The organism is Fibrella forsythiae (assembly GCF_017353175.1).
GTDB lineage: Bacteria > Bacteroidota > Bacteroidia > Cytophagales > Spirosomataceae > Fibrella > Fibrella forsythiae.
In genome coordinates this window covers 632705-646248 of sequence record NZ_JAFMYW010000002.1, presented here as the reverse complement: position 1 = coordinate 646248, position 13544 = coordinate 632705, and the positions used below count along the sequence as shown (strand labels likewise).

At 53.2% G+C, this 13544-nt stretch carries 12 protein-coding genes; 9 read left to right on the top strand and 3 right to left on the bottom strand.

Features of this window, described 5'->3' with window-relative positions:
* Positions 1-103 precede the first annotated feature (103 nt).
* Positions 104-1759 (top strand): M28 family metallopeptidase, encoded by a 1656-nt coding sequence (locus J2I46_RS08705; protein ID WP_207328612.1) that lies wholly within the window; start codon positions 104-106, stop codon positions 1757-1759.
* A gap of 240 nt (positions 1760-1999) precedes the next feature.
* Here J2I46_RS08705 and J2I46_RS08700 read toward each other — a convergent pair whose 3' ends face one another.
* The 3 genes from J2I46_RS08700 to J2I46_RS32825 all read right to left on the bottom strand — a co-directional run bounded on the left by J2I46_RS08700 (position 2000) and on the right by J2I46_RS32825 (position 5502).
* Positions 2000-3103 (bottom strand): hypothetical protein, encoded by a 1104-nt coding sequence (locus J2I46_RS08700; RefSeq protein WP_207328611.1) that lies wholly within the window; start codon positions 3101-3103, stop codon positions 2000-2002.
* A gap of 285 nt (positions 3104-3388) precedes the next feature.
* The gene (locus J2I46_RS08695; RefSeq protein ID WP_207328610.1) at positions 3389-5041 is read right to left on the bottom strand and encodes a DUF8728 domain-containing protein; all 1653 of its coding nucleotides are present in this window, start codon (positions 5039-5041) and stop codon (positions 3389-3391) included.
* Between the two features lie 314 nt (positions 5042-5355).
* Positions 5356-5502 carry a hypothetical protein gene (locus J2I46_RS32825; protein ID WP_229379660.1) on the bottom strand — a complete coding sequence of 49 codons (147 nt, stop codon included), beginning with the start codon at positions 5500-5502 and terminating at the stop codon, positions 5356-5358.
* 938 nt (positions 5503-6440) lie between these two features.
* Here J2I46_RS32825 and J2I46_RS08685 point away from each other — a divergent pair.
* The 8 genes from J2I46_RS08685 to J2I46_RS08650 all read left to right on the top strand — a co-directional run bounded on the left by J2I46_RS08685 (position 6441) and on the right by J2I46_RS08650 (position 13292).
* A complete protein-coding gene (locus tag J2I46_RS08685) occupies positions 6441-7382 on the top strand; it encodes an extracellular catalytic domain type 1 short-chain-length polyhydroxyalkanoate depolymerase (RefSeq protein ID WP_207328609.1) in 942 nt (313 codons plus the stop codon).
* 97 nt (positions 7383-7479) lie between these two features.
* Complete coding sequence (locus J2I46_RS08680; RefSeq protein WP_207328608.1) at positions 7480-8076, top strand: TetR/AcrR family transcriptional regulator; 597 nt, start codon at positions 7480-7482, stop codon at positions 8074-8076.
* Positions 8077-8189: 113 nt separating this feature from the next.
* Positions 8190-8723 carry a YceI family protein gene (locus J2I46_RS08675; protein WP_207328607.1) on the top strand — a complete coding sequence of 178 codons (534 nt, stop codon included), beginning with the start codon at positions 8190-8192 and terminating at the stop codon, positions 8721-8723.
* A 12-nt stretch (positions 8724-8735) separates the two neighbouring features.
* Complete coding sequence (locus tag J2I46_RS08670) at positions 8736-9440, top strand: DsbA family oxidoreductase (protein WP_207328606.1); 705 nt, start codon at positions 8736-8738, stop codon at positions 9438-9440.
* 44 nt (positions 9441-9484) lie between these two features.
* Positions 9485-10117 carry an NAD(P)H-dependent oxidoreductase gene (locus J2I46_RS08665; RefSeq protein ID WP_207328605.1) on the top strand — a complete coding sequence of 211 codons (633 nt, stop codon included), beginning with the start codon at positions 9485-9487 and terminating at the stop codon, positions 10115-10117.
* Between the two features lie 219 nt (positions 10118-10336).
* Complete coding sequence (locus J2I46_RS08660; protein ID WP_207328604.1) at positions 10337-11194, top strand: hypothetical protein; 858 nt, start codon at positions 10337-10339, stop codon at positions 11192-11194.
* Positions 11195-11241: 47 nt separating this feature from the next.
* Positions 11242-11922 carry a response regulator transcription factor gene (locus J2I46_RS08655; protein ID WP_207328603.1) on the top strand — a complete coding sequence of 227 codons (681 nt, stop codon included), beginning with the start codon at positions 11242-11244 and terminating at the stop codon, positions 11920-11922.
* Positions 11919-13292, top strand: a complete 1374-nt coding sequence (locus tag J2I46_RS08650) for a sensor histidine kinase (RefSeq protein WP_207328602.1) — start codon at positions 11919-11921, stop codon at positions 13290-13292. Before J2I46_RS08655 ends, J2I46_RS08650 begins: the two co-directional genes overlap by 4 nt.
* Positions 13293-13544 lie beyond the last annotated feature (252 nt).

Sequence of the window (13544 nt, the reverse complement as noted above, 5' to 3'; positions counted from 1 at the left end):
TGGCCGTTTTGCTCTGAATGTCCCTTATCTTGGTACTAGATAAGCCGGCTGCCCAATTCCCGGTGCAACACATCACAACAAGCTTGGTAGTACGTTACGATTTATGACGAAGAAGCGCCTTCTCCTCTTCCTTTGCGCCGGACTAATTCAGTCGGTTTCAGCACAACCTATTCCCGTTCCCACCGAGGCACAACAGGCCGCCCAACGCGTTCGGCCCGAAGCCATCGAGGCGCACATGCGTTACCTGGCCGACGATAAGCTACAGGGTCGGAAGCCAGGCACGCCAGGTTTTGAACTGGCGGCGCAATATGTAGAGAAGCAGTTCACGGCACTTGGCTTCAAGCCTGCTGGCCAGCATGGTGGTTTCCGGCAAGCCGTGCCGCTTCGGAAAGCGCAGGTACGTGACGATGCCAGCTCGATGACCCTGATTCAGGATGGTAAAGAACGGCTGCTTACGTACGGCAAAAATTTCTTCCTGAGCCCGAACTACAACTCACCGACAAGCGATGTTTCGGCACCGGTTATATTCGTTGGCTTCGGCGTGTCGGCTCCTGAACTGGGTTACGACGACTACGCTGGCGTTGATGTGCGGGGCAAGATCGTAGCCTGCTTCAACGGTGCGCCGTCGAGCTTCCCTTCCAATCAGCGGGCTTATTCCAACTCGGCCAAGCAGGAAGTGGCCGCTATGCGTGGCGCAGTAGGCATCATCACCTTCAGCCTGCCCACCGACGTTAGTGCCCGGATTGAATCGAACGCACCACGCAACCGGCAGGCCACCTACCGCTGGACTGACGCCAATGGTCAGGCGCAACGTACCTACCCGCAACTAAAAGTTATTGCCTCGATGGGCGACGAGACGGCGCGTTCGCTGTTCGACAAGGCAGACAAACCCTTTGAAGAGGCACGGCTAACGGCCAATAAGAATAACCCTCAATCGTTTCCGCTCAATATCTCGGTGAAGGCACGTACCCAGACCGACATCACCGACGGCTTGGTGGGCGAAAACATCGTTGGGCTGTTGCCCGGCACAGACCCGAAGCTGAAAGATGAGTATGTGGTGTACGTCTCACATCTGGACCACCTCGGCATTACCCGACCCATTAAGGGTGATTCGATCAACAACGGGGCACACGATAACGCGTCGGGGGTGGCCATTAACCTCGAAGCAGCCCGGCTCTTTTCGACCCTGCCGAAGAAGCCCCGCCGGTCTATTCTGTTTGTGGCGCTGACGGGGGAAGAAATGGGGCTACTCGGTTCCGATTATTTCGCCAGCAACCCTACGGTGCCGAAAGACAAGATTATCGCCAACCTCTGCCTCGACATGCCGTTCTTCTTCCACCCCTTGCTCGACATTGTGCCGTATGGTTCTGAGCACTCGAGCATGAAAGGGGCGGTTGAGGCTGCCGCCAAATTCGTGGGCGTGCAGATTGCGCAGGACCCCATTCCCGAACAGTCGGTGTTTATGCGGTCTGATCATTTCAGCTTCGTACGGCAGGGCATCCCGGCCATTTATATCAAAAGCGGCAGCACCACCGGCGACGACCGCAACGGCACCAAACTTAACCTCGACTGGCGGGCCACTATTTACCACACACCACAAGACGATATGAATCAGCCATTCGACTGGAATGCGGCGGCCCGACATGTTCAGTTGCAATTTCTGATCGGCTACCTTACGGCCCAAGCCACAGAGCGCCCCGTTTGGAACAAAGGCGATTTTTTCGGCACAAAGTTCGGCGCTAGAACGGCTGCCAAGTGAGTCGGGCTCCGACAGAAAAACCGACTTTAGTACGCAGCCTAAATCCGTCTGATTTCAGCACGCTGTTGACCAGTTTCGGCTACGAAGTAAGAGCGGCCTACCGCCAAAGCAACCTTATCTCAGTTTCAGGGGCGCTGAGCCGTCAGGCCCGGCAATGCGTCAGATAGCGCTTAAACGGCCGAAGCCCGACCTCATCGCGAGTCGGGCTTCGGTCTGTTTGTCTTGTTTCCAATCAAGCAGTTAGAGCGGTGGCGCATGAGTCAGCAGGCGTTTTATCTCCGAAAAGCTATTGAGCAAGACGGGCGTTTTACCCATGTAGAACAGCGTGGGTGCCATAAATGAGGTGATAGCCACAACCAGGGCAACACCAAGGGCAAAGCGCTTCTCTGATACCCTGGCCACTATAATCAGCGCCAGCAACAGCCATACGAAGAGGTACATCAGGCTCCTGACCACGTCGAGTACACAGTACGAAGCCAGTACCGACGCTGCAATCGAGAGCATGGCCAGGCGGAAATATAGCTTGTCGGCGTTTTTCCAGGCCCAGCCAATAACCAGCAGAATGGGCAACCAATAACCACTAAACGCATTGACAAACGAATACGGAATCGACTGGGTGTTGTATAGGAGCACCTTACCGCCCAGCAATGAGCCGGAACCAGCGGGTACAGCCAGCCCAAACTGAGAACCGATGTACCACCGAATAACCACGTAGGCCAGCACCGTAGCAACGTAATAAGGAACCAGTGGCTTCCAACTGGCGGTCCTGTTCAATTCCTGTGTTTCTTTCTGCACGTAGGGCATCCAGAAAAAGACAACCGGCGATACCACAATGGCCCGTTCATCTGTCCAGAAAGCAATTGTCAGAAAGAGAGAAAGCAGCCAGTAATGCCCCTTGATCAGCGCATAGAGACCGGCCATCATCGCAAAAAAAGCAATGCCGTCGAACCAGCCGAACGTGTCCCAGAAGAACGAGTTACCCAGATAAATAAACGGAGTACCCAGCGTCAGCAACAGCGCATAAACATCCATGCCGGTTAGCTGACAGAGTAGACTCAGAAACAAGTAGAAGAACAGCAGCCCTAATACGTGCTGAAACAGAAATAGATGGACCGAGAAAGAGGCATAATCTGTTGACGGAAACAGCCGTCCGATCAGAGGCGGGGCCAGGCGGAACGCGATTTTGGACTGGTGCGAACCGGGCGAATGTTTATGCGCAACAAGCGGGTGCTGGCTTTGTTGATAGATGGCTTTCCAGTTCTCCCGGTAATCGGCAAAACCCGTTGGTTTTGGGTTGCTCAGGTCGAAGCTCGAGTAATCTGGATTATGGAACAGAATACTCAATAAAGTGCAGGCCAGAGCCGTACTTATTTTCCAAAAACGAAATGCGGTGAATCTCTCTAAAAAGGCAATTATGGTATCCAGAGCGTCACTTAAAAGTAGTTGCATGAATTAGCTTGTATTGAGCAATTGTAAAAGTATAGTCCCCAAAAGTAGGGTTTATACAACTCGTTACAATTATTTCCCGCCACACGTTGGTGCAAAGACAGGCGCTGCGTGCGTTGGTTAAGACGCAGCGCCTGTCAGGAAGACGTTCCATTCGTGAGCGCACAGTAACACAGCACTTTACTAGTCTGACACCAGCGCCGACGCCTCTTTCCGGCCATAGATGGTAAACACCTGGTCATACTGAAGATAGCCACGGCCGGGAAGAAAAGCATAGGAACGTACCTCGTCGGATCTGTCGAACCGCTTCATCTCCCGGTACTGATTCAGCACGGCGGCATTTATACCGTCCGTTGGCCTTACTACCAGGAAGTCTGGCTTTAGGTAGGTTATCAGTTTGTTGTAATCGTTGCTGCCCAACACCTTACGGGCGGCAACCATCTCTTTCGACGAGAGCCCGGGATAGTCGTACATTTTCAGTTCGGAGTAAAAACCGATGTATCCCAGACATTCCAGAAATACGGTGCTGCCTGGCCGAGCATTACTTCGCAGCCAGGTTCCGATCGCCTTGCGGTTGGCTACTTCAATGGTTTGTTGTTGAATGCGCATTTGATAGGCTACGCACAGGAGCACGACCAACTGAAACGCAACAACAGATCCGGCAAATGCTTTCAATAACGGCACAAACCTGGGACGCCTGATCGATACCCAGCTCAGCAGCCCGTTGAACGCCAGTGACAGCGCCCAGATAGACAGAAACCCAACGCTGGGTACGTACCAGGGGAAACAGATAGGCATCACATGGCTAAGGTAAAAATGCCCCAGATAGGCCGCCAGTGACCACGCCCTGACCGATCGGCTGGCGAACGGAAGTACCCAATAGAGTATACTGACAAACGTGAACAGCTTGCTAATCAGAGGGATAGCCGACACCCATCCCCCAAGAGCCATATAGGCCGGAGAAAACGTTTTGTGTACGCTGTTGTCAATGGAAAACAGCGTGGTGAACGGGAACAATATGAATTCCTTAGCCAGTGTAAGCGCATCGGGCGCCCCCAGTCCCTTTGCCGTGATCGTGTTCGGAATGGGTGTGCCGTAGTACCACCAAGCCCAGATGACCCAGGGCAGATACAACGCCAGCCCAAGCAAACCCGCTCGCACAAAAACAGACAGCCACTCAACCCGCGATCTAGCCATACGACTCTGCGGATTAAAGGCAACGAACCCCGCCATGACTGCGCCGATATAGATAAAGCTGTCGGGTCGGCTCCACATCAAACCCGCCACTACCAGCGCCAGCCCAAATACCGGGTATTTGACCGGAACGGTGAGCACATACACCAGCAACGACAGAAAGAAAATCATGAATGCCGTTTCCATACCGTTGATGGAATAATCTACGGTTTTTGCATCGAACGCCAGCGCAGCCACTGCCAGTAGCATAGCCAGCGAATTACGCATTACCTGCCGGGCACTTCGGAGAACCAGCAGCCCCGAAGCCCCCAACAAGCAGGCCCCGATAGCCCGGAACAACCAGAGCACCAGATCGTCGTTGTTACTTCCAACCAAATAGCTCAATAAGGCCGGAATAAGTGTGCCGATTGGAGACGTGAAGGTATGCAGGCGCTCACCGGGCGTAAACACCAGCCCGTTGCCCATCGCCAGATTCTTGCTGGCGCGGAAGGTAATATACCAGTCTTCCCAGGCATGATTGGTGTACAGGGCAAAGCCAACTGTTACAGAAAATACGATCAGGAAAAGAACGACAGGCGAAACAGGGCTTAGTTGCCTGGGTGTATATTGATTTCTATACGCAGTGACGGAAATTGGTTTCATTTTTCTGTATGGGTGTGGACTAAACTTCTCTGTAAGAGAAGCTCCCGCTAGTATGGGACTATAATTAGTGACATCAAAAATAGGAACTGTCTGTCGGATTATGTCACCAACCGTTGACTGATTTTGGTCTTTTTTAAAGCTTTATTATAAAAAAAGCCAAAAACCAGATACAACCCAATAGCCAATACCCAGCCCCTATACAAGCACACCGCACCTACCAAACTGAATCGTACTAATTTGACTACGCCTACGCCAGACTCACGCCATTACCAACCTTTCACGCACGTGCGCTCAGTATGGTAGGTATACAGGCATTATCGCAGGTCAGAGACGGGGCAGAAATCCATGCCGCTGTAGCTCAGGTTTTCGCTGGCCATCCCCCAAATGAAGGTATAATTCGACGTACCTGCCCCGGCATGGATCGACCAGTTGGGCGAGACAAAAGCCTGCTCATTCTGCATCCGGATATGACAGGTTTCCTGAGGCGGGGAAAGTGACTTCCTTAGTAAGTTGCCCTATACGCAGCGCCTCTTTATGATCGAAATTAAGCGTTTCGCCACCGGCAATGACCTGCCCCGTTCTCGACGCTCCAGTAAATAGGTTGCTTTCAAGTTTTCGGGGGCATCGAGCTGACCAGCGCCCGCTGTCGGCATTACGCCGCCCGTCATGTATCGGTCAAAGAAGGAAAGCGTCCATCGAATCTGGTCAGCCGCAAAGCTCGACTCGATTAGGAAATTCTACAGGAGCTGATCGGTGTTCCTACCTTTCACTTCATTCGGCGAACTGACAAATCGACTTTCGAAAAAGGTGCTTTTTCGGGTAACTTATCTCTGGGCGATCATCTCACCCATGAATGGCCAGGCGGTCAGAAACGTAGTGGCAAAAGTAAAGTCCCCGGCAATGCCAGGGACCTTGAACCGAAATAACCTATGATAAAAAATTAGTCAGACGAGATACGTCCTTGTTTATCCTGCATCTATAACTCACCCGATAGTACCCTGACTTCCTGCGCAAACGCTCATCTCCCCCTCCTTTATGACTGGCGTTTCTTTCTGACAGACTCATCACCGGCTATAAAAGTCACACCGCCAAGGTTTTTTTACGGCCTGACGTTTCAGGCGCGAATCCGTTTACGAACTCCGCTCCATTGCTGTTGGGAGGCTAAGGTAGGCGTAATTGCTACCCATTGCAATGGAGTTTGCTCTCATCCAGCATACGGCGGAACAAGAACCTTCGACCCTGCCTGCGTGATTGGATAAACCATACTGTACAATTGAAGCCCACAGCTAGTAATGAGTAAGCGCCAGTCAGGTAAACGACTATTGAACAAGGCATTCATTCCGTTACATTTCGGAAGTGGGCCGTTTTCTTCAGCCCCTCCGACATCCTACCGTTTTTTATGACCAAGCTACTCACCCTCGTTCTACTGGCCAATACGCTCCTCCCCCCTTATCCGGTACCTGATCCGTTCACCCGTCGAGAAGCACAGACGACCTTGGCAGACACACTCCGGCATGCTGGACAGACACGGCTCTATTCGGTACATCTGCCGCCGGCCTATTCAAAAACCACCAGTCAACTGGCGCTGATCATTGCTTTACACGGCGGTGGTGGTAGTGGGCAGCAGTTTGAAAAACAGTCGGGGTTAAGCAACAAGGCCGATCAGGAGGGCTTTATTGTTGTGTATCCCGACGGGCGGCAAAACCCTGGCATACTGGGGCTACGTACCTGGAACGCCGGAGCCTGTTGCGGGCAAATCGCCTCAGGAAATCAAACCGACGATGTGGGTTTCATCAGTAAGCTAATCGATAAGCTGAGCGCTTCGTACCGAATCGACCCCAAGCGCGTGTACGCTACCGGCCATTCGAACGGAGCAATGCTCTGTTACCGACTGGCCTGCGAACTCCCCGATAAACTAGCCGCTATTGCCGCCAATTCGGGTACCATGCAGTTGACAACTGCCTGCCAGCCAAACCGGGTAATGCCCATACTGCATGTTCATTCAAGACTAGACCGCAACGTGCCTCATGATGGGGGTATTGGTTCGCGAAGCATTAACCGCCAGTGGAATCCATCAGCAGATTCTACCCTGTCTGTTTTTGCGAAACTGGCGAACTGCCAAACCGAAAAACAGCTCGTTCGTACAACAGTCACCTACTCCGTTTACCAATGGCCGAACTGCGACAGCAGAACGTCGATTCAGTACTACCTGACAAACGACGGGGGGCATTCCTGGCCGGGTGGGGTTAAGGCCGTTCGGCGGCTGGGCGATTTGCCATCAGACGCATTCGCCAACAACGACCTGATCTGGGCGTTTTTCAAGGCGCATTCCATGCCCTAGCCGGTAGTCTGGAATGGTGACGGCAAGCATACAAGAGCCAGGAACTTTAGTAAGGGTAGAATAGTTAACACTGTTATAGAAACTAACACACCCCATAATGGGAATCGTTGAGCGTCGGTTACGGCAAAAAGAAGAGGTAAAAACCAGCATCTTACAGGCAGCCTGGCAACTGGTTCTGGATGAAGGCTGGCAGGCGCTCTCTATCCGTAAGATTGCCGATGCCATCGAATACAGCGTGCCGGTGATCTACAGCCATTTCGAGAATAAAGATGCCATTCTGCTGGAATTCACGAAGGATGGTTTCCGATTACTGAACGATGCCATTACCAGCGGGCGCGATAGCCAGCAGGAAGCGGGACTTCAGTTGGAAGCCATAGCTCAGGCTTACTGGAATTTTGCTTTCAATCATAAAGAGTATTATCAGCTGATGTTCGGGCTGGGTATTCCGGCCTGCGAAACGGTGAATCAGGTGGCCGAAATGAAAGAGTTTTCAGATACCCTGATTGCCGTTATTCAGCAGGCAATCAATGCCAGCAACACGCCGAAAGTCGATGCCTTTTTGAAGTTTCATACCTACTGGTCTATTCTCCATGGGCTGGTATCGATTCAGATGATCGACCGAAAAACGAGCCCCTGGAGCCAACTAGTCTTGAAAGATGCCATTGCTGGATTTATAAAGGCGTTGAACGGCTGATTTTTTTTGCCTTTACCCTAACGGTGTTAGTATTTATATCAGTGTATAATCAGTAAGCCACTCCATTTTCAGGAGCAGTTCATTTTACAGGAATTCGATTAATTCAAGTCAATATGTCAACTACAAAATGGGTCGTAGACCCCATGCACTCAGAAGTACAGTTCAAGATTAAACACCTGGTCATTTCAACGGTAACAGGTACGTTCCGGAGCTTTCAAGGTGGCGCAACCACAGAACACGACGATTTCGACGGCGCCGAAATTCATTTTTCGCTGGATGTCAACAGCGTTGATACCAATCAGGAAATGCGGGACACGCACCTGAAATCAGCTGAATTTTTCGAGGCCGACACCTACCCTACCATTGCGTTTAAATCAACGTCGTTCAACAAACTAAACGAGGATGAATATGCACTGACTGGTGATCTGACCATGAAAGGCATTACCAAACCAGTGACGCTGAAGGCCGAATATGGCGGAACCGCCAAAGATGCCTACGGAAATCAGAAACTTGGGTTCGAAGTGACCGGGAAGATCAATCGCAAAGAATTTGGCTTGACCTACAGCGCCCTCACCGAAACCGGTGGCCTGGCGCTTGGCGAAGATATCAGGCTGATTGCCAACATTCAGCTGGCTCAGGCTGCTTAATCTGATATGACAATGAACGTTGAAATCTGGAGCGATGTCATGTGCCCTTTCTGCTACATCGGCAAGCGGAAATTTGAGCATGCCCTGAGTGAGTTCCCTCACAAAGAACAGGTAAACGTTGTCTGGAAAAGCTTTCAGCTGAACCCGGATATGAAGACGGAGCCGGGTAAAAATATCAATCAATATCTGGCTGATATAAAAGGCTGGAGCCTCGACGAAGCCAAACGCATGAACGACCGCGTAACGGCAATGGCTGCTGAAGTTGGCTTATCGTACGACTTCGACAAAGCCGTTGTGGCCAATTCGTGGGATGCGCACCGGCTCATTCAGCTGGCGAAGCAACACGGCCTGGGCGACGCCGCCGAAGAACGGCTATTCATGGCCTATTTCACCCAGGGCCGCGATACGTCCGATCACGCCACGCTACTGGAATTGGGCACAGAGATTGGCCTCGATGCCGAAGCCGTTCAGCAAATGCTGGCTAGTGATCAGTTTGCCGAGTCGGTAAGCCGCGACCTATATGAAGCCCAGCAAGTGGGTGTGCGCGGTGTTCCCTTTTTTGTGCTGGATAGGCGGTATGCCGTTTCGGGCGCTCAACAACCCGAAACATTCCTGGGAGCGCTCAACACGGCCTGGTCAGACTGGGAAAAGGCAAACCCTGTTGTAGCGGAATTGCCAACAGACGGCCCTGCCTGCACGCCTGGTGAAGCCTGCTAAATGCAGGTATTGACGCCAACTAATCACATTTTCAGACTACAATCATGGACTTATTAGAAGCAATGAACTGGCGGTATGCCGCCAAAAAAATGAATGGTCAGACTGTACCAGCCGAAAAACTGGAGACCATCCTGGAAGCCATTCGCCTCTCGGCCTCGTCGATGGGCATTCAGCCCTACAACATTCTGGTGATCGACAATGCCGAATTGAAAGGTAAAATTCATGAACTGGCCTGTCCGCAGCCTCAGGTTGTTGAAAGCTCTCATTTGCTGGTTTTCGCATCCTGGACAAACGTAGACGAGGCTCAGATAGAGGCCTACATTCAGTTGATTGCCAACACCCGTGGCGTACCGGCCGATTCGCTGGCCCCCTTCGCTGGGGCGATCAAAGGTGGTTTACTGACCAAATCGCCCGACGAACGCGCTATCTGGGCCGCCCGCCAGGCATACATTGCCCTGGGTTCAGGCCTGATTGCTGCCGCTACCGAGCAAGTTGATGCCACGCCAATGGAAGGATTCAACGCCGCTGCCCTCGACGAGATCCTGAACCTGCCCGCCAAAGGCTTGCACAGTGTATCACTGCTGGCACTTGGCTACCGCGACGCCGAAAAAGACTTTTTATCGAAAGCCGTTAAAGTTCGGCGCCCCCGGAAGGACCTGTTCATCGAACTGGCATAACTGGAGTTAACCACGTGCTGACACTTGCCTTACGGCTGGCCCATTCAACAGGCTCAGCCGTGAGGCAAGTGTCAGTTATACGCATATGGCCAGCGAGGTACATTCGAGAAACGAACGCGCCCCCCCCCGGATGAAGAAAAATTAATTTCGGCTTCAGACCAGCTTTAACTGGCTCGGATAGCTTTGTTTCACAATCAACCAGTAAAACAAACGCTACCAATGAAATCAAGTATCATCACCTTATCACTCGTACTGGCTGCACTAGCCACCGCCCACGCCCAAAACAGCACCGAATCAGCCAGTCAGGCTCCTGCACCGCCAACCTACGTACCTACACCCGACGGTGCTGGCCCAGACGGCCCCGGCTTTGCCAAAGGCAACCGGAAAGGGATGAGCAAACACAAAGGAGATCGCCTACGCGACGGATTTGGACCGCAGGGCGGACTGGGTCAGGCGGGGCGGCCTGGCAAAATGGGCCGCAAAGGTGGACCGGAGGGACGCAGCCACGGACTAACCTCGCTGACAACGGTAACCGGTACGGTTGGCGAACTGACCGGCAACGATGATTACATCCTGAACGGTTTCACGCTGTCGGGTAATGCAGCGCCAGCCATGAGCGTGCAGTTTCCCGCCCATCTGGGCCAACAGGTACAGAAAGCCGTGAAAGCCGGGAGCAGCGTTAGTGTAACGGGCTTCGCGGATACGACCCCGGACGGTGAAACACGATTCCACATGACCAGTCTGACCGCCGGTAAAACCACCGTGTTCGATGCACCGCCCGCTGTACCCGCCAACACGCCCCCAACCCCCGTACTGACCACCACCACCGGTAAGATCACCGATTATAAACTGGATCGTAAGGGCCGCGTGAATGGCCTGGAAATCAACGACAACACGATTATCAGAGTCCCACCACACATTGCCTACCAGCTGACTAACCTCGCCAAAAAAGGCACAGACATTACGGTTCAGGGATACGCTACCCCGATGCGTGACGGGCAGGTTCAGCTCCAGAAAGTGAACATCCTGCGCGCTTCCGTATTGACAATCAACGGCCAGCAGTATCTTGTCCGGTAAAGTAAAGTCCCTCCCCGGAAATCGGGGAGGGACTTTATTCTCGTTGTATGAAGATCCTGATTATTGAAGATGAGCGCAAACTGGCCCGGTTTATTCGGCAGGGGCTGGAACAGGTAGGTCATGTGGCTGATCTGGCCTATTCGGGCTCGGAAGGGCTCGACCAACTGGCAGGGGGACTCTACGACCTGGTCTTGCTCGACCTGATGCTGCCGGGCCAAACGGGTTTCGACGTGCTTAAGAACATGCGGGCGTTTGGGTTGAACGTACCTGTGGTCATTGTATCGGCACTGGGTGATTCGCCCACGGTTGTGCAGGGTCTGGACCTGGGGGCAGTCGATTACCTGCGCAAACCATTCGATTTCGACGAGTTGCTGGCCCGCGTCAGGGTATGGCAGCGAAAAACCACTACCGGCGATGCTGTAATACTCAGGGCGGCCGATCTGGAGATGCGACTGACCAGCCGCGAAGTGTTGCGTAACGATACAAAACTAGACCTCACCAACCGTGAATTTGCCTTGCTCGAACTCCTGATGCGGCAGGCGGGTCGCGTAGTAACCCGCACCGAAATTGCCGAGAAAGTCTGGGCGGTTGATTATGACCGGGGCAGCAACGTGATCGACGTACACATGTACCAGCTTCGCCGCAAGTTAGACGCTGCTGCGCCAGCGAGCCATCCCGACCTGATCGAAACCTTGATTGGTCAGGGCTATCGCCTCCGAACAGTATGAGTCTACGGAGCCGAATTGTGCTGGCAGTAGCGGCTGTTTTCGCCATCGTGAGCGCCGTGGCCGGTAGTCTGATGCTGAGCCGCGCCGAACGTAGCCTGCAAACGGCGTTTGATCGGGCCACCAGAACCCGCGCCAACTGGCTTTTATCGATGGTGAACACCGATCCTGTTATGCTGCCCCTGCCCGGTCTTCGCGAGCAGATGCGTGTAACAACGACCAACTACGGCCCCGCCCGCGAGTTGTTCCGAAGCCCCGACTTCCCCAACCCCGACGGATCGCCTCCTGTTAACCGCCGCCGTTCCCAACGGCCCGGAACGTACCCAGCCATGGCCGACAGCTACCGGATGGTTACCGTGGAGTCGTCGGCTGATCAATTTTCCGACAGCCACGTATCGCTGACCCTGGCCGTGCCCGACAGCAGCCTGCAACGCGATATCAAACAGCTCAGGTGGGTGTTTGGCCTTGGCTGGCTGGTGAGCCTGGTGCTGGCGTTAGGAGCCGGTTATGGGGCGGCCGGGTGGCTGTTACGGCCCATCAAAAACCTGGTTGGGCAAGCCGCCCAGATCGGGAAAGCTACCCGGATTGATCCGCTTTTACTGCCGCAAAGCCAGGACGAGCTCTACGAACTGACGGTTGCGCTGAATCGGATGCTGGATCGGATACGATACACGATCGATACCCAGCGACACTTCTTCGGAGCAGCAGCCCATGAACTACGCACCCCGCTGGCAATCATGAAAACCGGGCTGGAAGTTACGCTCAACAGTGGCCGGGTAGCGGCTGATATGTACCCTTTTCTGGATGGTCAACTGGATGAGGTTCGTCGACTGGCCAGGCTGATCGACGAGTTTCTGACACTTAGCCGCCCTGACGAGTCTCCCCCCATCATTCAGTTCACCGAAACACAACTCGATGAGCATCTGGCCACTTGCGCCCGTCAGTTGGCCACCATTGCCGCTGATTACGAGGTAGCAACGGAGATCAGTACACAAACAGGCCCCGGTCTGCTTGTCCTTACGGATGCCGTCAAGCTGGATCACATTCTGTTGAACCTGCTCGAAAACGCCATAAAATACGCCGTTGCCGGCAGTACTGTGGCAGTGCTCGTCGACGGCACGCAGCCTTCGGCAGCTGTTATCCGGATTCAGAATAAAACATCTCGCGAGAACGGCCCGACCATCGAATTAACAGCCCCCTATTTCCAGGCCGACCCGCTGAAGGAAGGGCATGGACTGGGTCTTTGGATAAGTCATCGATTAACAACCTTGCTGGGCGGCCAGCTAACGCTTAGCTGGCAACAATTTAGGTTCACCAGCGAACTACGTATTCCAATACCAACGAATCAGCCCGATAGGGCTACACTCAACTAACAAGCGAAAGCTCTTTATTGCGTTCTTCTGCTTGCGCTCTCCAACGTCTTCATGACCCTGGCATGGTGTAGTTATTTTAAAACTTCGCCAACGCGGCCATGCTACCGCTATTGGACTAGCAACTGGCCAGAGGAAATGGCGCAGGTCGTGATGATGCCCGTTAGTTACCGGGCAAGGCAATTAGCACCAAAAGAACGTAAACGATTGTTGTTGATTGGTTTCGCCGTATTGCCGGTAAGAGGCGTACTGTAT